The organism is Rhizobium sp. 1399 (assembly GCF_031455475.1).
GTDB lineage: Bacteria > Pseudomonadota > Alphaproteobacteria > Rhizobiales > Rhizobiaceae > Rhizobium.
Map to the genome: position 1 here is coordinate 472904 of NZ_JAVDSU010000001.1, position 20728 is coordinate 493631.

The 20728-nt window shown below is 56.8% G+C and carries 24 protein-coding genes, 1 tRNA gene and 1 pseudogene; 8 read left to right on the forward strand and 18 right to left on the reverse strand.

The window, feature by feature from the left end; translation table 11 throughout:
* Nucleotides 1-60: 60 nt before the first annotated feature.
* Entirely contained in the window at nucleotides 61-1053 is a 993-nt protein-coding gene (locus J2X71_RS02510) for an MBL fold metallo-hydrolase (RefSeq protein ID WP_310378659.1), read from the reverse strand.
* 249 nt (nucleotides 1054-1302) lie between these two features.
* On the opposite strand from J2X71_RS02510, the gene J2X71_RS02515 reads away from it, so the two are divergent.
* A complete protein-coding gene (locus J2X71_RS02515; protein ID WP_310378661.1) occupies nucleotides 1303-2727 on the forward strand; it encodes a DHA2 family efflux MFS transporter permease subunit in 1425 nt (474 codons plus the stop codon).
* Between the two features lie 64 nt (nucleotides 2728-2791).
* On the opposite strand, the gene J2X71_RS02520 is transcribed toward J2X71_RS02515, so the two are convergent.
* The 4 genes from J2X71_RS02520 to J2X71_RS02535 all read right to left on the reverse strand — a co-directional run bounded on the left by J2X71_RS02520 (nucleotide 2792) and on the right by J2X71_RS02535 (nucleotide 6787).
* Nucleotides 2792-3505: a hypothetical protein gene (locus J2X71_RS02520; RefSeq protein ID WP_310378663.1), complete on the reverse strand. Its 714-nt coding sequence runs from the start codon at nucleotides 3503-3505 to the stop codon at nucleotides 2792-2794.
* 551 nt (nucleotides 3506-4056) lie between these two features.
* Nucleotides 4057-4455 (reverse strand): VOC family protein, encoded by a 399-nt coding sequence (locus J2X71_RS02525; protein WP_310378665.1) that lies wholly within the window; start codon nucleotides 4453-4455, stop codon nucleotides 4057-4059.
* Between the two features lie 56 nt (nucleotides 4456-4511).
* Nucleotides 4512-5231 (reverse strand): RlmE family RNA methyltransferase, encoded by a 720-nt coding sequence (locus tag J2X71_RS02530; RefSeq protein WP_113324850.1) that lies wholly within the window; start codon nucleotides 5229-5231, stop codon nucleotides 4512-4514.
* Nucleotides 5232-5233: 2 nt separating this feature from the next.
* On the reverse strand, nucleotides 5234-6787 hold the full coding sequence (locus tag J2X71_RS02535; protein WP_310378668.1) for a Ppx/GppA phosphatase family protein: 1554 nt from the start codon (nucleotides 6785-6787) through the stop codon (nucleotides 5234-5236).
* Nucleotides 6788-7033: 246 nt separating this feature from the next.
* On the opposite strand from J2X71_RS02535, the gene J2X71_RS02540 reads away from it, so the two are divergent.
* A tRNA-Gln gene (locus tag J2X71_RS02540) sits at nucleotides 7034-7107 on the forward strand.
* Between the two features lie 59 nt (nucleotides 7108-7166).
* Here J2X71_RS02540 and J2X71_RS02545 read toward each other — a convergent pair.
* The 5 genes from J2X71_RS02545 to J2X71_RS02565 all read right to left on the reverse strand — a co-directional run bounded on the left by J2X71_RS02545 (nucleotide 7167) and on the right by J2X71_RS02565 (nucleotide 8894).
* Nucleotides 7167-7796, reverse strand: coding sequence for a tyrosine-type recombinase/integrase (locus J2X71_RS02545; protein ID WP_310378670.1), 630 nt, complete (start codon nucleotides 7794-7796; stop codon nucleotides 7167-7169).
* Between the two features lie 171 nt (nucleotides 7797-7967).
* Nucleotides 7968-8204, reverse strand: a complete 237-nt coding sequence (locus tag J2X71_RS02550; RefSeq protein WP_310378672.1) for a hypothetical protein — start codon at nucleotides 8202-8204, stop codon at nucleotides 7968-7970.
* Complete coding sequence (locus J2X71_RS02555; protein WP_310378674.1) at nucleotides 8191-8382, reverse strand: hypothetical protein; 192 nt, start codon at nucleotides 8380-8382, stop codon at nucleotides 8191-8193. Before J2X71_RS02555 ends, J2X71_RS02550 begins: the two co-directional genes overlap by 14 nt.
* On the reverse strand, nucleotides 8379-8681 hold the full coding sequence (locus J2X71_RS02560; protein ID WP_310378676.1) for a hypothetical protein: 303 nt from the start codon (nucleotides 8679-8681) through the stop codon (nucleotides 8379-8381). Before J2X71_RS02560 ends, J2X71_RS02555 begins: the two co-directional genes overlap by 4 nt.
* A 39-nt stretch (nucleotides 8682-8720) precedes the next feature.
* Nucleotides 8721-8894 (reverse strand): hypothetical protein, encoded by a 174-nt coding sequence (locus J2X71_RS02565; RefSeq protein WP_310378679.1) that lies wholly within the window; start codon nucleotides 8892-8894, stop codon nucleotides 8721-8723.
* 107 nt (nucleotides 8895-9001) lie between these two features.
* Here J2X71_RS02565 and J2X71_RS02570 point away from each other — a divergent pair, with 107 nt between their 5' ends.
* The 3 genes from J2X71_RS02570 (at nucleotide 9002) to J2X71_RS02580 (ending at nucleotide 10689) form a co-directional block, all read left to right on the forward strand.
* Entirely contained in the window at nucleotides 9002-9442 is a 441-nt protein-coding gene (locus tag J2X71_RS02570; protein WP_310378681.1) for a hypothetical protein, read from the forward strand.
* A 101-nt stretch (nucleotides 9443-9543) separates the two neighbouring features.
* Nucleotides 9544-10494 (forward strand): DUF2971 domain-containing protein, encoded by a 951-nt coding sequence (locus J2X71_RS02575; RefSeq protein WP_310378683.1) that lies wholly within the window; start codon nucleotides 9544-9546, stop codon nucleotides 10492-10494.
* Nucleotides 10495-10554: 60 nt separating this feature from the next.
* Entirely contained in the window at nucleotides 10555-10689 is a 135-nt protein-coding gene (locus tag J2X71_RS02580) for a hypothetical protein (RefSeq protein ID WP_310378685.1), read from the forward strand.
* A 685-nt stretch (nucleotides 10690-11374) separates the two neighbouring features.
* On the opposite strand, the pseudogene J2X71_RS02585 reads toward J2X71_RS02580, so the two are convergent.
* From J2X71_RS02585 to J2X71_RS02615, 7 genes and pseudogenes are all read right to left on the reverse strand, one after another.
* A pseudogene (locus J2X71_RS02585) lies at nucleotides 11375-12012 on the reverse strand (IS630 family transposase); the annotation flags it as partial.
* A gap of 141 nt (nucleotides 12013-12153) precedes the next feature.
* Complete coding sequence (locus J2X71_RS02590; protein ID WP_310378687.1) at nucleotides 12154-12666, reverse strand: hypothetical protein; 513 nt, start codon at nucleotides 12664-12666, stop codon at nucleotides 12154-12156.
* 43 nt (nucleotides 12667-12709) lie between these two features.
* Nucleotides 12710-13615: a hypothetical protein gene (locus tag J2X71_RS02595; RefSeq protein WP_310378689.1), complete on the reverse strand. Its 906-nt coding sequence runs from the start codon at nucleotides 13613-13615 to the stop codon at nucleotides 12710-12712.
* Between the two features lie 323 nt (nucleotides 13616-13938).
* The gene (locus tag J2X71_RS02600) at nucleotides 13939-15210 is read right to left on the reverse strand and encodes a phage major capsid protein (protein WP_310378691.1); all 1272 of its coding nucleotides are present in this window, start codon (nucleotides 15208-15210) and stop codon (nucleotides 13939-13941) included.
* Nucleotides 15211-15427: 217 nt separating this feature from the next.
* Nucleotides 15428-15709, reverse strand: coding sequence for a hypothetical protein (locus J2X71_RS02605; RefSeq protein WP_310378693.1), 282 nt, complete (start codon nucleotides 15707-15709; stop codon nucleotides 15428-15430).
* Between the two features lie 298 nt (nucleotides 15710-16007).
* The gene (locus tag J2X71_RS02610; RefSeq protein WP_310378694.1) at nucleotides 16008-16856 is read right to left on the reverse strand and encodes a hypothetical protein; all 849 of its coding nucleotides are present in this window, start codon (nucleotides 16854-16856) and stop codon (nucleotides 16008-16010) included.
* Entirely contained in the window at nucleotides 16856-17065 is a 210-nt protein-coding gene (locus J2X71_RS02615) for a hypothetical protein (protein WP_310378696.1), read from the reverse strand. The genes J2X71_RS02610 and J2X71_RS02615 overlap by 1 nt, the downstream gene beginning before the upstream one ends.
* 447 nt (nucleotides 17066-17512) lie before the next feature.
* On the opposite strand from J2X71_RS02615, the gene J2X71_RS02620 reads away from it, so the two are divergent.
* Both J2X71_RS02620 and J2X71_RS02625 read left to right on the forward strand, forming a co-directional pair.
* Entirely contained in the window at nucleotides 17513-18109 is a 597-nt protein-coding gene (locus J2X71_RS02620) for a TetR/AcrR family transcriptional regulator (protein WP_310378698.1), read from the forward strand.
* Nucleotides 18110-18136: 27 nt separating this feature from the next.
* The gene (locus tag J2X71_RS02625) at nucleotides 18137-19165 is read left to right on the forward strand and encodes an NAD-dependent epimerase/dehydratase family protein (protein ID WP_310378700.1); all 1029 of its coding nucleotides are present in this window, start codon (nucleotides 18137-18139) and stop codon (nucleotides 19163-19165) included.
* Here J2X71_RS02625 and J2X71_RS02630 read toward each other — a convergent pair.
* Complete coding sequence (locus J2X71_RS02630; RefSeq protein ID WP_310378702.1) at nucleotides 19156-19551, reverse strand: MerR family transcriptional regulator; 396 nt, start codon at nucleotides 19549-19551, stop codon at nucleotides 19156-19158. The two genes, J2X71_RS02625 and J2X71_RS02630, sit on opposite strands and share 10 nt — an antisense overlap.
* Nucleotides 19552-19621: 70 nt before the next feature.
* Between J2X71_RS02630 and J2X71_RS02635 the strand changes: the two genes are divergently transcribed.
* Nucleotides 19622-20605 (forward strand): aldo/keto reductase, encoded by a 984-nt coding sequence (locus tag J2X71_RS02635; protein WP_310378704.1) that lies wholly within the window; start codon nucleotides 19622-19624, stop codon nucleotides 20603-20605.
* The last annotated feature ends 123 nt before the right edge of the window (nucleotides 20606-20728 follow it).

Sequence of the window (20728 nt, forward strand, 5' to 3'; positions counted from 1 at the left end):
AGGAAATAGCAAAAAAGCCCGGCACGTGGCCGGGCTTGGTATGGCAGCCATGCGTCTCGTTCAAATGTCGAACTGATAGGTCTTCGGCACGAAGCGGTAACCGGTCTCCTGCTTTTCGACAAAACCGACTGACGGGAACGGCATGTGGTAGCCAAGGAAGGCGATCTTCTCGGTGGCGATCATGTCGAACACCTTCTTGCGGGTTGCGGCCGCCTGCGCCTTGTCCATGTCGAAACGCACCTCCCAGTCCGGACGCTGCAGCGACAGGATGTAATGGTTTGCCGTATCACCCGTCATGACCAGCCGCTTGCCCTCGGATTCGACATGAAAGACCATGTGGCCGGGCGTATGGCCGGTTGCGAGCATCGCGGTCAGACCGGGCGCGATCGTATCACCTTCCTTGACGAAGGTCGCCTTTTCGGCGAGCGGCACGACATTGGCGAGCACCGCCTTGTGGCCGCCTTCGGCAGGCGTGCCTTCCCGCGCCTTATCCGACCAGAAATCGTATTCGGCCTGGCCGATGACATAGCGGGCATTCTTGAAGGCCGGAGCACCACCTTCCATCAGACCGCCAATATGGTCCCCGTGCAGGTGCGTCAGGGCCACGACGGTGACGTCGTCAGGTGAATAACCTGCCGCCTTCAGCCCGGCGGTGAAATGGCCCAAGCCGCGTTCGCGGCCGGCCGCACCGAAGCCGGTATCGACGACGATGACGTCGGAACCCGTATCGACTACCGCGGGTGCATAGCTGTTTGCGAACTTGTCGGTCGGCAGGAAATTGGCGGCGAGAAGCGCCTGGACGGTTTGCGGGTCCTGGTTGGAACCGAAGGTCTCATAGGGCTTTTCGAGCACGTTGAAACCGTCGCGGACGGCAGTGAACTTGAAGGAGCCGAGCTTGAACTGATTGATCTGCGGCTGCGGGGTAACTTCCATATTGCCTGTTTCTCCAGTTGCGGCCGCATAGGCCGTTCCTCTCAGGATGACCGGCGCGGCGAGCAGACCGAGGCCTGCGGCAAAAAGCGCGCGTCGCTTTATTCCATGAAAAATCGTCATATATCCATCCTCGACACTGTGCGGTGCGTCGCCGCACGACCCCCGATATTCCAGCCGGATTGATACAGGATTTCTGGCCCCGGCCGGGTAAGCATATGTCAATCTTGAGAGGCGAAAGTGTCGGTCGTCTCACGCAGTCGTGATCCAAACGTGTAATGGAAACCGATTGAGGGATTGGCACAGCCCATAACTGGGACTACACAGCACGGGCTTCCCAAGCCCCATCCGCATCCATCAAGGCATTCGCCTATGAACCGCATCGTCCCGCTGATCCTTGCCGTTGCTCTCTTCATGGAACAGATGGACTCGACTGTAATCGCAACGGCCTTGCCGGCGATTGCGGCCGATCTGCATGTCGGACCGATCACGCTGAAACTGGCGCTGACCTCTTATATGGTGGCGCTTGCAGTGTTCATTCCGATCAGCGGCTGGATGGCGGACCGGTTCGGCGCAAAGAATATATTCCGGCTGGCGATCTGTGTTTTCGTCGTCGGCTCCATCTTCTGTGCCTTCTCCTCCAATCTCATCGAATTTGTCTTTGCGCGCTTCCTGCAGGGCATGGGCGGCGCGATGATGACGCCCGTTGGACGCCTCGTGCTGGTACGGACGACGCAGAAGAGCGAACTGGTCTCAGCCATGGCACTGCTGACGATCCCGGCCCTCGTCGGCCCGCTTGCCGGCCCGCCGCTTGGCGGCTTCATCACCACCTATTTCAGCTGGCACTGGATCTTCCTGATCAACGTGCCTGTCGGCATCATCGGCGTGTGGCTTGCGACAATCTACCTGCCGGAAATAGAGGCGACAGCCCCGCCGAAGCTCGATTTCAATGGTTTTATCCTGACCAGCCTTGCGGCTGCAGGCGTCGTCTTCGGCCTGTCGGTCGTCAGCCTTCCGGCCCTGCCGCCGATCATCGGTATTACGGCCACCGCCATCGGCATCATCTGCGGCGTGCTCTATGTGCGCCACGCCAGGCGCTACCCGACGCCGATCCTCGACCTCAACCTGTTCAAGAATTCGACCTTCCGCGCTTCGACGAGCGGCGGCACATTGTTTCGCATCTGTGTTGGCGCCATGCCATTTCTGACGCCGCTGATGCTGCAGCTCGGATTTGGCCTTACGCCCTTTCAATCGGGCCTCATTACGTTTGCCGGCGCGATCGGGGCCATCACCACGAAGTTCATCGCTCGGCGCGTCTATAAGGCGATCGGCTTCCGCACCACGCTTCTCTGCGCCGGTGCGGTGACGACGGTCGTGACCGCTGTGACCGGCCTCTTCACGCCGGAGACGCCACATCTTGTCATCATCGGTGTGCTGCTGCTTGGCGGCTTCTCCCGCTCCTTCATGTTCACCGGCGTCAATGCGCTGGCCTTTGCAGATATCGACGATGCGCAGGCAAGCCAGGCGACATCCATGGCCTCGGTGATGCAGCAGATCAGCCTGGCGCTCGGTGTTGCCCTTGCCGCCTCGATCCTGGAAACCTCCATCTATTTCCGGGGAGCCGAGCTGCAGGTGATCGATTTCCACATCGCTTTCTTCGTGATTGCCGGCCTGACGGTGCTTGCCACCATCCCCTTTGCCCGCATGGCCAAGGATGCCGGCGCCTCCGTCTCCGGCCACCGCGCCAAGCACCTGGCACCCGCGACGATCGCAGCCGAGCAGCAGCCGGTCAAATAAGGCAAAAGGCCCAGATCCACGTTTGATCTGGGCCTCTTCGTAGGTATCGGAATTGTAGCCGGCCTCAAAAGCCAAACGCACCCCGCCACTTGTCGATCCAAGCCCCCAAGTCGTTCGTGGCTTTGCCAAAATTGCTGTTGTTCAGAGCTGCGGATGCCGCCTTCAAGGCGTCGGTATCGGTTCCATCCGAGCTGTTGATGACCTCCGCCGCCTCGATCACCGCGGAATGGGCCGCCTGCAATCCTGCCATAAGGGTATTACTGGTGCTGTTTCCATTCTTGTCTTCGATGTTCGAGATGATCTTGCCACCGTTTCCAAGCTTGAAGCCGATCACGAATTCGCCGTCACCGAACTTGGATCTGTTGTCCCGGATCAGGCGCTGAATGGCGTTGGCCATCGCATTGTCATCGCTGATGCTGGGATTCTTCGCCTTTTCGGCTTTAACCAGCGAGGCAAATTTGTCCCCATCGTCATTGATGAGCTTCTTGATGACGTCGGTAACACCGGCATCGCTGGTTTTGAAGTCGTCCGAATCCAGGAAATCGAGCGCGCTCGACACAATCCCGTCGTTGCTCTCTTTGACGTCGAGCAACGCGCTGTTGATTGTCGATGAGGCCTGGGTCTTTACGGCGCTTGTTTGACTGGAAACGCCGTTAGCGATGGCTGCGATACTGTCGGCAGCCGATTTCCCGGCTTGCTGTTTGTTGGGAAGCAAGGATGCGTTCGTCTGCTGCAGGATGAGCAGTGCCGCGTGGTTCGCTGAAGAGATCGCGGTCATTATCGTTCCTCTGGTGCCAGAACTTCCTCCATCGGAATTCTCAACACGGAAGGGCTTGCGGCATCATGCGTGAGCGACTGAAATGCAAAATACTCGATAACACAACTTTGGATTTTACGAATTAACAAAAAACTAACCTCGCGTGCAAGATCTTGAAGCCAGTAGTGGTAACCGGACGATACAATCTCGGGCGTGTTTCAACCTTAAATTCTCATAGCGCACATTAGGATTGGCTATTTAGCGCCAGACCGGCAGTTATGATCCCGCCGTCGCTTATTCATAATCAATGACTTAGGGCATATTTTGCCACATGGTTGCGTCACTGGATTTCCTCTTTTCTTGATGTGAGAAGAGAAAAAGAGAGTTAGGGCCTCCAGAACTGGCGGGTAGCAAGAGAGAGCGCCTCGTCCAAGCCATTGAAAATGAATAAGTTTTTTTCGAAGCATCTGATAACGTCAGGAACGATGCGCCAGACGCATGTTTGCCGGCACACGGTCTCACCAAACTTTCTTATTCACAATCAATAACTTAGCGAAAAAGAAACTAGCCGCTCAGTCAAAGGGCGGTTCTTCCGCCTTCTCGCAGACGGCGCATAGCTTGTTGCCGTCGAGATCCCTGACATAGGCTGCGTAGAAATGCGCGTGATAGGAGCGCAGTCCCGGTTCGCCTTCATCGATAGCGCCGGCAGCAATTGCTGCCGCATGGAAGGCATCGACCGCCGCCCGCGTTTCCGCCTCGAAGGCGATCATGGAGCCGTTCCCATTCGTCGCCCGACGCCTGTTGAAAGGGGTTACGACCCAGAAACGGCAGCGTGTGTCGCCATCGGCGGCATAGCCGATCTCCTCCTCCGAATTGCGCTGGCGCCGGTAGCCGAGCACCGGCAGAACGGCATCATAGAAATGCCGGGCGCGATAGAGATCGTTGGTTCCGAGTGTAACGTAAAGAAGCATGGGATCGGTGGGTATCCAGTCCTGGGAAATCATCATCCGCAGGACTGGCGCAAAGATCAAGCGTCCTCTGGCTCCGCCTCGACCTTGCGGCCTTTGAAACCCTTCGCCAGCAGGAACATCTCCACCGATTCGGCGCGCGATGAGGCGGGTTTGACGTGCACGACCTGACGGAAGTGCTGCTTCAGCATGGCAAGCAGATCCCGCTCCGTGCCGCCCTGGAAGGTCTTTGCGAGGAAGTGTCCACCCTCGCCCAGCACTTCGATCGCGAAGTGGGCTGCGACCTCACAAAGGTGCATGGTGCGCAGGTGATCGGTGCGGTGATGGCCGGTCGTGGGTGCCGCCATATCCGAGAGCACCAGATCCGGCGTGCCGCCAACGGCTTCCATCAGCTTTTCCGGAGCTGTGGGATCAAGGAAATCGAGCTGCAGTACCGTGACGCCGGGTAGCTGCGTCATTTCCAGAAAGTCGATTGCTGCAACGCGGACATCCTCGTCCGTCGACCCCGTCACCTTCGCGGCGATCTGTGACCAGCTTCCGGGAGCGGCCCCGAGGTCAATGATGCGCCTAGCGCCCTTCAGGATGTGGTGCTTCTCATCGATCTCCAGCAGCTTGAAAGCCGCGCGGGCTCGATAGCCCTCGAGCTGGGCACGCTGCACATAGGGATCGTTGATATGGCGCTCCAGCCACTGGCGCGAAGAGGCCTTCATCTTCTTTTTCTTGACGCGCTGGCCGAGCTTGCGGCCGGTGCGGTTTCCCGCGATCGTTGGCTTGGTCATGCCTACCCCTTGTTTCCCCGCTGGCCGCGGCGGTTGCGATGCCGCCGCCAGACGCCGTCATCGGCCATCATGTCGGTGAGCAGGCCTTCCCTCAAGCCACGATCGGCAACACGCATGCGCGGGCTCGGCCAACGGCGGCGGATCGCCTCCAGAATGGCACAGCCCGCAAGTACCAGGTCAGCGCGATCCGGCCCGATGCAGGGATTGGCGGCGCGGCTTTCGAAATTCCAGGAAAGTAGCTTTGCCTGCATGGCGGAGACTTCGTCATCGGACAGCCATATGCCATCGACCTTGCGGCGGTCATAACGCGGCAAGTCGAGATGCACGCCGGCAAGCGTCGTCACCGTGCCCGAGGTGCCGATCAGATGGAAATCGCCATCCTCGGCAATCTCGATCTCCGGGCAATCGAAACTCGACAGCATGCCCGCAACCTCGCTCACCATGCCCTCGAAAACATCAGGCGTCACATCGCGGCCGCCATGGCGCTCCGAGAGAGTGACGACGCCGACGGGCAGCGAGGTCCAGTGGGTGATGTGATTGGCAAGGCGGGCGAAGCGGTTATCACCGATGCGGATGACGGCAATTTCCGAGGACCCGCCGCCGATATCGAAAAGCACGACTGAGCGCGCCTCGCGCCCGACCAGCGAGGAGCAACCGGAAACGGCAAGCCGCGCTTCGGTTTCCCGATCGATGATTTCAAGCTCCAGTCCAGTCTCGACCACGACGCGCTGCAGGAATTCCTCGCCATTGGCCGCCTGACGGCAGGCCTCGGTCGCAATCAGCCGCATGCGGCGGATCTCGCGGCTCCGGAGCTTGGAGGCGCAGATTCTGAGCGCATCGACAGCCCTCTCCATCGCCTCGTCGGACAACCTGCCGCTGGCGGCAAGCCCTTCGCCAAGGCGTACGATGCGGGAAAAGGCATCGACGACGCGGAACTGGCCGGGACGCGTCGGCTGAGCGATCAGCAGGCGGCAATTGTTGGTGCCGAGATCGAGCGCGGCATAGAGCTCGTCCGGCCAGGGATGTTCGCCCCCTGCCCGTTCGTCTTCATGACCTGGCTGACGGCTCCTGCGATTTGCCGCTTCGGCATCCTGCACCTCGCGCAGCACAGGGCGCGACGGCGCTTCAGCGCGATGTTCGGTCCTTGCAGATGGAGGCGCTTGCACAGGAGCCAGCGGCCTGCCCTGCAGACCCCGCTTGCTGCGATGCTTGCGTCGGTTACGTCGGCTGGAGGGCGAATCGCCCTCGGGGCGCGGACCATGGCCGTGAGCGACAGCCTGAACTACAGGCTGCAACTGGACGACAGTATCGGGCTGAGATGCGCCACGCCCTCCACGACGGCGGCGTTTCCGCTTGCGGGCCGGGCTTTCCGTGTCTTCCTTCGGGCGCGCTGCCTCCCCGGCATGGCCGGAGAGATCATGCGAAGCGGGATGAGCAGCGCTGCGGGATTGCCCGCCACGCTTGCCCTTGCGGCGCCTGGACTTCTTGCCGTCCTTGCGCCCTGCCGCCGACGCCCCGTCAAATTGCGGCCTTGCGCCGCCTTCGGGGTCTTCCACGTTCGTTTTCCATCGCGCCGCGCAAGTCCAGAAAGGTATGCAGCAGGCGCTCATTCGATTTTTGCGTTGGCGCGAAGATATCAGCGACCGATGAAATCACCAAATTCTTTTTGATTCCAGATTTTAGCCACCCGATTTTCACGCCGCGTGGAGGGATCGAATTTTTTCAAAACGGGTATTTGCAATCCGCCCGGTTTTGGTTATAAGCGCCGCACAGCAGCCAAGCCATGCTTCGGCAGCGTCTGCTGGGGAATAGTTCAATGGTAGAACGACGGACTCTGACTCCGTTAATCTTGGTTCGAGTCCAGGTTCCCCAGCCATTTGATTTTGCTCACGTTTTTCCCTCGTAAAAACAGAACATTGTGTGTCGGTTGGAAACTCAGTTGGGAGATTTTGTTCTCGCTTCGAGCTTCCGGATCGCCTCGACCGCCATTGCCACATCGCGGTTGAGGTAGTTCGAATCGAGGATTGAGCGCACATCGCGAAGTGTATGACCGGTGATGGTCGCAATTTGAGCTTCGGTGCATCCGGCAATAGCCAGGCGCGTCACCGCCGTTCCGCGCAGATCGTTGAACGTCACATCGGAGATGCCTGCCGCACGGCATGCCCTGCCCCACACAGTCCGAAAACCGTCCGGACTCCAAGGGTTTCCCTCACTCGTCAGCAGCACGTTCCCGGCCTTTTGCCGCAGCGGATCAAGCATCCCCTTGAGGGGTGCGCCGACCGGGATTGTCACATGCACGCCGGTCTTGCCTTGGCGGAGTCGAATGAATTCGCCGTCATACTGCATCCACTTCAGCTTGAGCAGATCTCCCTGCCGTTGCCCAGTCCACAGAGCGAGGATCAAGGGCAGGTGCAGGTGGGCGGGAGCAGAGGCAAGGAATGCGGCTTCCTGCTGATCGCTCCATACGAATTCGTTGCGCGTCGCGCGGTAGGTCCGCCCGCCCTTCTCGCAGGGGTTCACGTCGATCTCGCCGCGCCCCTTCGCCCAAGCCAGGATGAGGGCCAAAACCTGCCAATAATAATCCCCCTGCCGACGCGACTTGCGGGCATGTTCATCTCGCTTGTCGATGAAAATCGACCGCGTGCGGCGATCGGAGAGGGCAGCGAGCGGGAACGTGCCAAATTCGGCCTCGATACGCTTGATCTGCTTGATGTAGTCCTTTTGAGTGCGCGCCGCCTAATCGTCGAAGTCGGAGCTGCGCTGGTAGCCGTCGAGAAGGGATTGCAACGTGCCGGCGCGGGGTTTCACCTTTGCCAGCACTGCTTCGTCATATGCCCGGTCGAATTCCGGATCTCCCGGCTTGCCCGGAAGTCGAGGGCCGCCCTTGAAGGCGTAGTAGTAAGTAACCCTCGTCCCGTCAGCCAGCTTCTTGCGCACAAGGTTGACGCCCTTGTAGGTCTTAATTGCGCGCATTTGATTTCAGCCAATTGTCCAGAGGATTGGTACTGGACGTTGCAGTCTCTTCCGCCGAGACGACAACGATTTTTCCGTTTTCGATCTCGACCCGGCCTACCGTGACCCCGCCAGCCGCCACCGCCTGAACGGCGCGCGTGATGTCGATTTTTCGGAATGTCGAACGTTGCGCCTTCATGCTGCACTCCCTCGCGCCGCATCCGCTTTGAGCTTTTTCGAACGATGCAAATCCTGATGATCGACGATCTCCATTGCTTGCAGCATCAATCTTGAACTAGCGTCGAGCGCTGCAGAACATTCAGCGATGAAGCCGTGATCAAGCGCCTCGAGCTCAACCTGATCCAGCAGACAGCGGGAAATAACTACGGCGATCGCACGCGCCTCTAGGCCGATCGTTAACGCATCGCGCAATAAAGTTTTGTCAGGCGACGAGACTATTGCGCCCCGGCCACCATCTGGTTTATCGTCAGTCTGCATTTGATACCTTTCTGGTGTTAGAAAAGCCGACGCTGGTTCCTAGGCCACTGCGTCGGCTTTTTTCGTCTCGTCCTTCTGCATACCCATCATCACCAGTCGACGAATTGTTTCCGCCCGGGTTCTGATGCGATTCCGAAAGCTGTAATCATCAAGCTGTTTGAGCAAATCCGGGTCGAACATGATCGGCACCCGTTCCGTTAACTGCTTCGACATGCGATTAATCCTATTAACTTAGGTAACTTGCACAAGTTAATATGAACGTGAAAAATCTTGCGTCAACTGAAAAGTTGTGCAACTTGGACAAAAACAGGGGAGCGAAGGTGAGCGACGATCGAGAACTAAAGGATCAGCGTATCCCGATCATGATGACGGGCTCCGAAGTGACCGCCATTGACGACTGGTCTTTCAAAAACCGCATTCGCTCACGCGGTGAAGCGATTAGAAGGCTATGCCAAATCGGCCTTGTATTTGACGATCATCGCAAAGAATACGTAGAAAAGTTTAGAGACATCATGGACTCAGTGGTCGAGATGAACGATCTCACCAAAAAGGCCGGAGAAGTTGATCCCGGCTCTGTGACTGAATTCGAAAAATCGCTTATGCTCGCTAGTCTCAATATACTTCAAGTAGTGAGCAGAATGGTACCTTTAGTCAGGACCACTACAGGACTAGCCAATAATTTTAAAGTCGACAAAGACGTCGAGGAAATTATTCGAGAAACGAAAGAAATTCTTTCCGTAGGACTTTCCAAGAAAAAATAGTCAGCAAACGAAAACTTGCCGCTTGCTTATCTGCGTTGCCGATCTTGCGAAACGGAAACTTCCCTGAGCGAGAGTTATCACTTAAGATTGGAGGGGAAAACTTGTCAGACGACGAAATTGGCCCGGAAGGACTTGAGCAGCAGGAAAGCGAACCTCTCGATCCCAGCACGGCTTTCAAAAACTTCTACAAGCCAGTCGTCGAAAGAATTTTTGACGAGACTAAAATCCCCGATTCTTTGTTTCACTACACGAGTGCGGCTGGGTTGCTCGGGATTTTAGGCCAGCACAAGCTCTGGTTTTCTGATGCTGCTTTCATGAATGACGGATCGGAAGCGCTTCACGGGCTCCGTGTGATGAGCCACGTCATCGACGAATTCATGAAAGACCAACCGGACGAATTCAAAGAGGCGGCCGATCGTCTCAAAACCGAGGTTTCCGATGCGATGCGGAAGTTTCAGCCTTTGATCTTTTGCATGAGCGCGAGGGACAACTTGCTGAACCAATGGCGCGACTACGGGAAAGATGTCGTGCCTTACTGTATCGAATTCCAGGCTCCTGCGCTCCAGCAGTGGAGCGATTTTACGTTTCCAGTTTTCCTTACGAAGATCGTTTACGACGTAGAATTTCAACAGTCTTTAACGCTCCAATTAGTGGAAGCGATTTTCAAGCGAGCCTTAGAGATCAAGGGCGAGCGCCAGCACTTCGAGGAGGAGGAAGCAGCCCAGCTCATTAGGGGCGCGGCCCTGGAGATTGTGGCATTGATCACCCGTTTCAAAAATCCCGCTTTCGAAGCCGAGGAAGAGTGGCGCCTAGTGACCTTTCGATCGGAGATCGTGCCACAAGTCACCCGTAAGTTCCGCACGAGTTCGCTTGGCGTGGTTCCGTACTACGAGTGGGAAAAGGTTCGGAATCCAAAGATGCTGCCTGTCAAAGGAGTGACTGTCGGCCCTTCTCCCTATGCGCAAGTCTCTGATCTAGCCCTCAAGCAATTTTTGGATGACCAAGGATACGAAGCAGAAACATACTATTCCACAATCCCAATCCGCCGATAAAGTGACGCTGCATTTGAAGGCTACTACCGCGATTTCCGCGAAAAGAAGCTCGATCGGAAGATGAAGCATGCAGAAGGTTTGCTGGATGAGCACCTTCAAAAACTGAGCAAGTCCGGCGCTGAGCTGTTCGGCCTCGTCTACGCTCCGGGCAACGAAGCGATGACGATTCCGGCTCAAATCCTCAAAGCGAGGTAATCCCTGAAATGGAATTCATTCGAAGTATCATTTCTAATTAAACTATAATTTAGCCCTTCTTGAATTAGCCATGCTCAATACTTATCTGTCGGATTGCTGTCGGTGGGCGCGCCGGCAAGATGATACCGCGCCTCGGCAACGCAATTGGCGCGAAATGTGGAAAGGAGGTTGCTATGAGTTGACGACACAGTTTGCATATTTGCTGATCATCGTAGGATATACTCTACTCGCACTCAGCCATTAATTTTAGAATAGCCATATTTGGCGTTTAACCCTTTATATGTTCAACCCTCAACACCCACTGAAGTCCGGCCGGCTTCGGTGGGTTTTATTATTCGGCAGCTCGAGCACATTCGGAAGCCCTGCTCTTGACGATCCTTTACCCTTAAAGAAAAAGCGTTCTTGACTGGAACGCTTTCTCTAAAAAATGTCGGTGTCTCAGACATTTAAGGGTGCGCATATGCGACCGTATTGAACGGATCGATTTTCCGGCCTACGTCGTCCGGCCATTCGAGAACACGGACGGTTCCCACTGCGGCTGCATCAACGATGCGTTTAATCGATGTACCCACCGACAGCATAGCCGATCAGCCAGAGCACATAGACGGTATATTTGGCCGAGGCCTATGCTGCGCGCTCAACGAAATATCTCCTTTGCCTTTGACCAACATCAGAATCCGGAAAGCACGTTTTTTACGTGAGTGCTAGAGTTCATCGGGCGGTCGAGGACCATCGGGGCTGTCATGCCGGAAAGCCTGAGCGCGCTTGTAAAGGTCGTGGTTTTCCAGTGTCCGTGGGGAACGGCCGACCGGCAGCGTTGTCCGCATAGGGATCGCCCGCGCAGCCGCGCCATCTTCGTGGAAAGACCGGTCTCATCGATAAAAACCAACTTGGCGGGATCGAGATCGAGCTGGCCATCAAACCATTCCTGACGCCGGCTCAAAAGGTCGGCTCGCTCCTGCTCCAGTGCATGTGCGGTCTTTTTTCAAAGGTCCAGCCCCGCTTGCGAAGCCACACGTCAAGAGCACTACGGCCGATCGATACGGATTTATCCGTGCTCAAGCGCAGAACCATCTCGTTGAGCGTGATGTCCTTCTCCACATCGATCAGGCCGATGATAAATGCCTCATGCGCATCCAGCCTAGAGCCAGAACATCGGCCTTGTTTGCCTGCGGTCAATTGACCCTGTCGCGCATTGGCGATCCAGGCAATCGCCGTCGAAATCCCAATCCCAAACCGCGCCACCGCCGAGCGTGCAGACATTCCGTCTGCAGAAGCCGCCAGAACACTGCTGCGAAGATCATCGCTTAATGCACGTGACATCCCTATCTCCCTGATTCGAAGGCAGGGAATCACGGCAAACAGCGACAGTCATCTCAATTCCGATTCCGCGTTCTGCGGACGTGCTCTACACACCCTTAGCTCGACGGATTGCCTAATTGGCCAATTAGACGTTGGCGCATTTCATAGGTTGGTCGGGCGGGAATCCTGAGTTGGCTGCTCGTACTCCCTGGAAAAGACGATGCTCGCCCGCTTTATAACCATCAGGATGGTAAGCAGAAAATGCACGTACAATGCGGCGGCAAGCGCTGAACCTATAAGTCGGGGCGGCCCGACAAAGAACAAAATCAACGTCACAGTTACCGTCACAACCGAAAGCAGAATAAGGTATGATACGTTGTCGTTCAGCTCTTTGATTAGTGTCTTTCTCATCCCCTGTCGCGCCGTGAAGTCTTTGATCTTTTTCGGATCATCCGGTGCCGAAATCTCCCTTAGAGAAACAGAATAGAGCGCCACCTGCACGCTCAGTAGCAGTGCCGCAAAAATTGAAAAAACAGAGATGGAAAGCTCCAAGGCCTTATCTGGTACTTCCCATTTCATGATGTACATCAGCACGCCGAGGGCGAGTGGCGAAACGAGAAACGTGAGTAAGTCTGCCGCTTGGTAACGGCCGGCATCATCACGCAAAGTCTGCATGTGTGATACAATTATCGTTGAGACATTTATTTTTTGCATGACATCACGTGTGTATGCTCCCGTAGAAATCTTCCATTAAGCTGTCTACTTCGGTTTGAATGCTGTGTAGCGTGGGGTGTCCGCTACCGTCTCGCTTAACGTTCTCGGAAACGTCAATAAGGCCAGCATCCATCCCCGAGCCATATACGCCCACAACTCGCCTTTTCCCGCCGATTTTCACGTCAGCTTTTACGCCCTCGTAAGAGTGCCCATCGAAAAAGACGAAGCCGTTGTCGCCGGGACCGACGAGTTTGCCGAGATCCTTGTAAGATGAAATCATACCGCCTCGCCGTTTCGCGCGCACAGTGACCTCATAGTCCACTTCGTCCATCTGCTTTCCCAATACTCGGTCAAATCTATCGCTGCCGACACGAGGCTTCATGAAAGTCACCGATTTAACGGGCGCATCGGCCAAAAACGATGAACTTGGCGCAACGATAATGAAGGACAGTTGAAAGTCTGGATAGCGGTTTGCAAAATCGGCAATCATTGCGGACCGGACGTAGTTGATGCACGATCTGCCCTGAAACGACTGGAACGCCATCAGCGCGTATTTCGATGCGCTCGGAGCCCACATTTGGAAATAGAGCGGAATTTCTTCCAAGTCCGTTGCTTCGCGCTTATACTTTTGCTTTCGGGTTCTCACGTCCTTGAACTTGCTCTCGAAGCCATGAGTGCCGTAGTTGATATAACCATGGACGACGCGGATAGACGGCGTTGCAATCGGCTCAAAAAACCAGGTTCGTTGTGTCGCAACTTCGACCGTCGGCTCTATCCTTCGAGCTACGAAATCCGACACGTAATCCAGAAAATCGCAGGGCGTACATCCCGCGCCCATTTCTAGCGGTGTTTTCTCGCCTTTCTTCCGTATGGATATCCGATAGAAACGCAGCCCTATGGTGAATGACATTTACACTGATTCTCCGACCTTGAGTGCAGCAAAACTAACGATTCAATGACAGATTGCAAACTACTTTACCGTCACTCTCCATGTTTCGCGGCGGTCGCGGATGCCAAAATCATTAGAGTAACTTGACGTCTGAGCGGCACATTTAAAGCAATTCTTCTAGATTGTTCACGTCGTCCGACGTTGGCGAATTCATTTCCGCAAGGCGGTAAAGTACTGTTGGTTTGCCGGTGCCTATTTTGCCGACCGTCATGCCCCCGCCCAAGCTGACGCCGGCGCCGATAAGACCGGTACCGGCGCACTGCATTTGCGGAAACGGCTTTTGGTCAGTCCTCAAGGACCGAGAAGCTGCCTTTAATGAGCGCGGCCGCGCGCTTCACGGCAAAGGCCAAACGCTCCTCCGCTCGGATCGTGAGCATGTTCTTGATGTAGTTGTCTCGGTCTTCGCTGGAGACGGTGACTTCCGGGTCAAGGCGGTCGTAGATCTGCGCTGCGGTTTCAAACGCGCCTACGAGGAAATCACCCTGGACGATGTTGTTCGTCCAGACGACAGGAAGACCCCAAAGGGTGCCGAAACCACCCGCAAGAGGACTGTTAGCGATGTAGTTATGGCCGGCGTCCTTTATGCCCACCATGTCCAAATAGTCGCGGGTATTGATGATAATGCCAGAGGCGGGGAGATCAGCCTCTTCCGCCTGGCTCATCGCATGCCGGATGACGTCAAGCTTTGTATCATCTGTGGTGACGCGATCTTCATCGAACGCGGTTGCCTGCGGTATCATGCCATGAAGATTTTCGCCCGCACCATCGCCATAGAGGAGCTGTTGCTCTTCCTTGTTGGCGAGACCATAGCGGAGCGAGGAATCTACCAGTGTAATAAGCTGAGGCGCATCGTCCATGATCTGCCGAGAGGCTGGAATCCAGTGCGCAATCGTTCGAACTGTCGTGTTCTTCAACTCATATTCGAGCGAGGATTCCGGCTTGAGAGCCCCTTCCGCAACTGGTGCCGCGTTGTTGACTGACACCTTTTCACGGAAATACTCAACCAGATTGGAGCCGGTTCTCCCGACGCCAACAAGGGCTCGGACAGTCAGTCGACGTCGCGGCAGCATAACCCCATTCGGATCACGGTCCGTACGCACCAGAGCTCCACCGGTAACTGTGGTAAGGGCATTGCCCACAGCTGGGATATGTGCCTTTCCCTTGCACCCGGTCGACATGAAAGCGTGATACTCTTGCGAGTTGGTGACGGCCGCGCCCCACGAAACGGAGTTGTCGCCAGAGCTTGCACCCAGCGACTGGGAGCCGCCGCCGCCACGGCGGCTGGCAAGCCGTTGCTCAACATCGAACTGACGCTGCCGAATTTCGGCGAATTTTTCATCCTGCTCGTCGATGCGATTTCGCAACTCCGAACCGATCTCGCCAACGCGATTGTTCACGTCTCCGAGTAGCCGGGTAAGCTGGCGCTGTTCACTGCGGGAAAGGCCTGCGCCTCCCTCTTCCGATGCGGAATTTTGAGGAGCACCGTCGATCCCGGCGGGCGCCCGACCTTGGGTCAACGCGTCCAGATCGACGCGCGGCATAACATTGCTTTTCATGAGATTAGCCTCTGTTGAGGCGGGATCGGGACATGTTCGCGCGTCACCAATCGCCGCCGTTGTTAAACGGTGGGTCGCCACGCTAAACGTGGTCAACAAATCGATTGGGTCGGCAGCGCGAAGCAATGCCGGTTATCCAAGCGAGGCAAGCGCAAGGCGTTACCTCTCGCAGCGCGAAGCATGCGTAGTGACTGGATAGAGCGATGCAGCACAGAGGTCAATGCCTCCTCGCATGTGTGTCGGCTTCACCCGTGATGCCGTGGAAAACGCCACCCTCGATTTTGTCGGCCAGGAGCCGGAACGCTGCGGCGGTGTGTGGGGAACCGTTCATGGTGCAGGCTTGAGCGGCGGCGTAGGTAAGCATGCGATCCAGCACTAACGGAATGTCCGCGCCGGCTTTCTTGACCATCATCGATGCAGCTCGCTCGACAATCAAATCACACATCGCCTTTTGGCGAGCTGCCGCATTCTCTTCGGTTTTCGGTTTTTCGTTTTCCATCTCAAAACTCCTTTGATTGGTGGTTTTTTGCCTTCAATTTCAACTTCACGCGCAGAAAGGGTGGACGCCGGTAGCCAGTCGAAGGCCATCTGACTTTCGACCCGCCCTCCCCCGTTTGGTCTGGACACGTTGCGGCAGGTAGCCGAGCAATATTTTGGTTTCCGTCCAGCCTTGCCGATCGGCGCGTCAAAGGGCTTCCTGCAACGGTCGCAGATGATTGCTTTACGAGCTGCTGCCCGCATTTCGGTACGTCTCCGACGCCATTCAATGTGGCACTTGTGGGCCATCCTTAGCCACCTCAATGCAAGCCAGCGCTGGACGCTGCGACAACGTCTAATCGGTGTCGCGTCATACGCCTCTGGATCTCGCGAAGCCCCGCTCCGGCGCACTTCAACTCAGCGCGGATTGCCCGGTTCAAGCCATCGCCTTCCCCCAAATCGGCAAGGAAGGCCCAAGCCTGCGCACGGAGGTCTGGCGGCAACGAATTGATCGATGCATTCACGGCTGCCGATGCCGTCTTCCAATCCATTCTACGTTCTGGATAACCAGTGGTTGCAGGGTCCGCTAAAGATCGTTTTTTCTGATCGCTTCCCGCTTGCTCACTCTTCGAAAGCCCAACACGGTCAGAAGCAAACTCTACGGGTCTTGAGAGGCTCATGAGTTCTATATCTGAGTTCTTATAATGAGTTTGCCGGACATTCTTGCCCGGTTGTTTGGGCTTCAAATGTCCGGTTGTTTGGACAGGAATGTCCGGTCGCTCTTCCTCGATACCGGACATTCTTGACCGGTTGTCTTCGCCTGATGGAGCCGAACCGGTCACCATTCGGTGCTCCCAATCAGAGACGATTGCCCGGAACTTTGACCATATCGGCACGTAGCGAGCCCTGCCGGAATAACCGCCATGGCTATCCTTCATGAACAGGCCATGCACTTCACACAGAGAGTTTGTCGCTCTCCTGACGGTTTTTTCGTCGAGGGCAAGCATCGTAGCGAGGCGATCTATACCGGGGTCGCACTGCTGGGTTCTGACGTTAAAGTGGCTGATGATCGCGCCGGCAACCATCCTTTCGGCATTGGTTAAGCCGTGCGCCAGGCACAGTGCTTTTTGTGCTATGGCGATATCGTTCTTTTCGCGCTGTTCGCTCATCAGCTAGCATGCCCGCCATAGCGAAGAGCGTGGGCGCGTTTCGTCGCCTCGATCGCCCCGAGGTTCTTCAGGCCGAATTTGCTCTTTAGGAAAGGAATGACCGGTCCAACGACAGAATCGCGGTTAAGAGCCAGCCAGCGCGCTGCTTGCTCTACCAAATCGCCGCCATTTTCAGTTGGAAATTCTGCCGCAAGGCTTTGATTTTCCATCGCACGATTTCTCCACATTTGGAGAAATTCGAAAGCAATATCAAAAATCTGCCGGGGACTCTGACTCCGTTAATCTTGGTTCGAGTCCAGGTTCCCCAGCCAAATTTTCTGCTAAGATCCCCTTAGATTTCGCTGCATTTGTAGATTTGTGCAATCGGCGAAACGCTTATGGTTTTCCGGCGACGACGCAATCTTACAGTCACATAAAAAATGACTGAGGATCCTCCTCCATTGCTCATCGCCCAAGTCCAGTCATTCACCGATCACCTCCGCAACCGCTGACATCATCCAGCCTTTTACGGCGTCACAGGCAGCAGACTTCCGATGCCGCGGCCAAACGAGATGGAAGTTGGATCCCGGCCGTATTTTCCCATGTCCCGGCAATACGCCCTCGCAGTCTTGACACTATCGAAGTTCATTATTTATAACCATCTGGTTGGAAATAAAATGGATGGTTTCATGGGCAGGAAGCGGGTTATTGATCAACAGGCTGTTCTCGATGCCGCCGAACGCGTCGTCGGGCGCGACGGCGCCGCAAATCTGACGATCGACGCCGTCGCGAAGGAAGCGGGCGTCAACAAGGCAAGCGTACTCTACGACCACAGGTCCAAGCAGGCGCTGATCGAAGCCGTCGTCGACCGTGCCTTCGAGCGCGACAACGCCCGTCATGTCGGGATGGAGGAACGGATCGACGACCCCAAGAATCGAGCCATCCGCGGCCGAATCCTCGCGGCCGCCGGACCGCCACCGGAGGAATTCCGGGCAGTTGCCCTCAACCTCAGCGCCGCTCTGGCACTGGATGCGGGACTGCGAGGGAAGATGCAGGACAACCAGGCGCGGACGATCGCCCGCATTCACGAGACATCGCAATGGCCGCGCGGGGCGTTGCTGGCCTATCTGGCGCTTGAAGGGCTGAAATTCCTCGAGCATCTCGATTTCCACCATTTCACGCGCGAAGAGCGCGACAGGGTTCTTCGCGAAATCAACTGGCTCGTCACAACCGATCCAGGAGAGGTCGATCTCACCGTCAATCCGGCGAACTGACCCTCCCAAACACATCAGGTAAATGGCATGACCGACAGCAGTATTGCCGCACAAGCCGCGGCCACGGGCAAACTCGTCCCGTTCCAACGCATATTCCTGACAGGAGGAAGCGGCTATGTCGGCCGCAACCTGATCCGCCATTTCATTGCCCGCGGGGTCGCGGTCACAACACTGGTGCGCAGCGACGTGTCGGCTGAACGCGTCCAGGCGCTGGGCGCAACCTTGTTCCGAGGCGACATCTTTGATGGTGGTCTCGCGACCGGAATGGCCGGTTGCGATGCCCTGATCCATGCCGCTGCCGATACCGACCATGGCCCTGCCAAGGAGAGGCAGCGGCGCGTAAACGAGGATGGCACGCGCGCCGTTCTCGATGCCACCCGCGCCGCCGGCATCCGCAAAGTGATCCATCTCAGCACGGAATCCGTTCTCGCCACTGGCAAGCCGCTGGTCAACGTGAACGAAACCATGCCTCTACCCGTGAAGCCGGCGGGCGGGTATTCCCGCACAAAAGCGGCGGCGGAGCGCATTGCGCTTGCCGCCACCGGGTCTGACCTTGCCGTCGTGGTCCTGCGCCCGCGTTTCGTCTGGGGCCGCGACGATACGACAGCACTTCCCGCACTCACGGAAGCGGTTCGCTCCGGCAAATTTGCCTGGATCAGCGGCGGCAGATATCTGACCTCGACCACCCACATCGCCAATCTTTGTGCAGCCGTCGAGTTGGCGCTCCTCCATGGACGCAGCGGCGAGGTCTACTTCATCTCGGATGGGGAGCCCGTGCAATTCCGGACTATCGTATCGGCACTGCTGGAAACACAGGGACTGGCTGTCCCCGATAAGACAGTTCCGCGCACAGTCGTCCGGAGCGTGGCCGCGATCGGCGACCTGCTAGCCACGATCTCTGGCGGCAGAATCGTTCCGCCGCTGACGCTGCAGTCCTATGCCACCTCAGCCGTTGAGGTTTCGCTCGATATCAGCAAAGCCCGGCATGAACTTAGGTATTCTCCGGTGATCTCGCGGGAACAGGGACTGGAAGAGCTACGATCAGCTCAGCACTGATAGGCCTCGAGGCGGGGGGCGCCGTCCGGCTTGCCAGCCTTGATCCAGTCCACCTTGCCACGAAGAAATGACAAGGCCGCATCCAGGGCGGCCTTTCGCTCCTCCAGCCTTTCGATCTGGGACTGCAGGACCTCGGTCGTCCGTTCCGGCGAGTGCTCCCCCGCGCGATATTCCTCGTTGAGCGCCAGTATCTCGCCGAGAGAATATCCCAGTGTCTGCTGCAGGCGGATCATCCTGGCAGCCGTAACGTCTTCCGACCGGAACATCTGGTACGGGTTCGATCCGCCCTTGGAACTACGATCGGGCTTCAACAGCCCCTTGGCGATGTAGAAGCGGATCGTATCGACCGGAAGATTAGTGGCTCTGGCAAATTCCGAGATCAGCATGATTCAACCCTTGACCATGGACTATACTCAATACTTATAAGAGGTGCTTGTCGAAATGTGGAGATCCAATATGACAAGCGAAATCACAATCATCCCTCAGGTCCAGCTTGGCCAAGATGGCCCCTTGATCGGCGCCCAGGGGCTGGGTTGCATGGGCATGAGCGAATTCTACGGCCCGACGGACGAGATCGAATCCCGTGCCACGCTCGAGTGCGCGCTGGAACTTGGTGTGACCATGTTCGATAGCGCCGACATGTATGGTGTCGGTGCGAACGAGGAATTCCTGGCACCCTTCATTGCCGCCAACCGCGACAAGGTCGTCATCGCCACCAAGTTCGGCTACACGCGCACGCCCGAGAACCCGAATGACTGGAGCATCGACAACCGCCCCGAGTTCATCCGGGCCGCCGTAGACCGCTCGCTTAAGCGGCTCGGTGTGGATGTCATCGATCTCTACTACATGCATCGCCGGATCGATGCCGTGCCGCTGGAGGATTCCATCGGTGCGATGGCCGATCTTGTTGAGACAGGAAAAGTGAAATGGCTCGGCCTGTCCGCGGTCAGTGCCGCCGAGCTGCGCGCCGCTCATGTCATTCATCCGATCGCGGCGCTACAATCGGAATGGTCGATCTTCACTCGCGATATCGAAACGGATGTACTGCCGACTGCCGCCGAACTTGGCGTTACTATCGTGCCCTATTCGCCTTTGGGCCGCGGAATGCTGACCGGACAGGCGTTCGCGGGCGCACTGGCGGGTGACGACGCCCGCCAGAACTTCCCGCGCTTTTCTGCTGAAAACCGTGAGGCCAACATGCGGCTAGTTGCCAAGATCGAGGAGATCGCGGCTGGCAAGGATACCACGCCCGCCCAGCTCGCACTGGCGTGGCTTTATGCCCAGTCCGGCACACTGAACGCAAAGACGGTTCCGATCCCCGGAACACGCAAGCGCAACCGGTTGGTAGAAAACGTTGCCGCGGCCTCGATCAGCCTCTCGACGGAGGAAATGGCTATGCTGGAGCCGCTTGCTGCAGCGGTGCAGGGTGTTGCTGTATGAGGCATTTCGATATGTGGTCAAGGGGTCGCGCACTCGACCCGAAGCGGAAATTGTTGCCGCTTAATCCTCCAGTTGACTGGATCCCCGGTAGCAAAACCTCAACCTTCCCCCCGTAGAATCACC

Excerpts from the sequence above, each read along its gene's own strand:
- J2X71_RS02510 (WP_310378659.1), bottom strand. The coding sequence starts at position 1,053 with ATGACGATTTTTCATGGAATAAAGCGACGCGCGCTTTTTGCCGCAGGC.
- J2X71_RS02515 (WP_310378661.1), top strand. The coding sequence starts at position 1,303 with ATGAACCGCATCGTCCCGCTGATCCTTGCCGTTGCTCTCTTCATGGAA.
- J2X71_RS02520 (WP_310378663.1), bottom strand. The coding sequence starts at position 3,505 with ATGACCGCGATCTCTTCAGCGAACCACGCGGCACTGCTCATCCTGCAG.
- J2X71_RS02525 (WP_310378665.1), bottom strand. The coding sequence starts at position 4,455 with ATGCTTCTTTACGTTACACTCGGAACCAACGATCTCTATCGCGCCCGG.
- J2X71_RS02530 (WP_113324850.1), bottom strand. The coding sequence starts at position 5,231 with ATGACCAAGCCAACGATCGCGGGAAACCGCACCGGCCGCAAGCTCGGC.
- J2X71_RS02550 (WP_310378672.1), bottom strand. The coding sequence starts at position 8,204 with ATGCGCGCAATTAAGACCTACAAGGGCGTCAACCTTGTGCGCAAGAAG.
- J2X71_RS02555 (WP_310378674.1), bottom strand. The coding sequence starts at position 8,382 with ATGAAGGCGCAACGTTCGACATTCCGAAAAATCGACATCACGCGCGCC.
- J2X71_RS02560 (WP_310378676.1), bottom strand. The coding sequence starts at position 8,681 with ATGCAGACTGACGATAAACCAGATGGTGGCCGGGGCGCAATAGTCTCG.
- J2X71_RS02565 (WP_310378679.1), bottom strand. The coding sequence starts at position 8,894 with ATGTCGAAGCAGTTAACGGAACGGGTGCCGATCATGTTCGACCCGGAT.
- J2X71_RS02580 (WP_310378685.1), top strand. The coding sequence starts at position 10,555 with ATGAAGCATGCAGAAGGTTTGCTGGATGAGCACCTTCAAAAACTGAGC.
- J2X71_RS02590 (WP_310378687.1), bottom strand. The coding sequence starts at position 12,666 with ATGCAGACTTTGCGTGATGATGCCGGCCGTTACCAAGCGGCAGACTTA.
- J2X71_RS02595 (WP_310378689.1), bottom strand. The coding sequence starts at position 13,615 with ATGTCATTCACCATAGGGCTGCGTTTCTATCGGATATCCATACGGAAG.
- J2X71_RS02600 (WP_310378691.1), bottom strand. The coding sequence starts at position 15,210 with ATGAAAAGCAATGTTATGCCGCGCGTCGATCTGGACGCGTTGACCCAA.
- J2X71_RS02605 (WP_310378693.1), bottom strand. The coding sequence starts at position 15,709 with ATGGAAAACGAAAAACCGAAAACCGAAGAGAATGCGGCAGCTCGCCAA.
- J2X71_RS02610 (WP_310378694.1), bottom strand. The coding sequence starts at position 16,856 with ATGAGCGAACAGCGCGAAAAGAACGATATCGCCATAGCACAAAAAGCA.
- J2X71_RS02615 (WP_310378696.1), bottom strand. The coding sequence starts at position 17,065 with ATGGAAAATCAAAGCCTTGCGGCAGAATTTCCAACTGAAAATGGCGGC.
- J2X71_RS02620 (WP_310378698.1), top strand. The coding sequence starts at position 17,513 with ATGGATGGTTTCATGGGCAGGAAGCGGGTTATTGATCAACAGGCTGTT.
- J2X71_RS02625 (WP_310378700.1), top strand. The coding sequence starts at position 18,137 with ATGACCGACAGCAGTATTGCCGCACAAGCCGCGGCCACGGGCAAACTC.
- J2X71_RS02630 (WP_310378702.1), bottom strand. The coding sequence starts at position 19,551 with ATGCTGATCTCGGAATTTGCCAGAGCCACTAATCTTCCGGTCGATACG.
- J2X71_RS02635 (WP_310378704.1), top strand. The coding sequence starts at position 19,622 with ATGACAAGCGAAATCACAATCATCCCTCAGGTCCAGCTTGGCCAAGAT.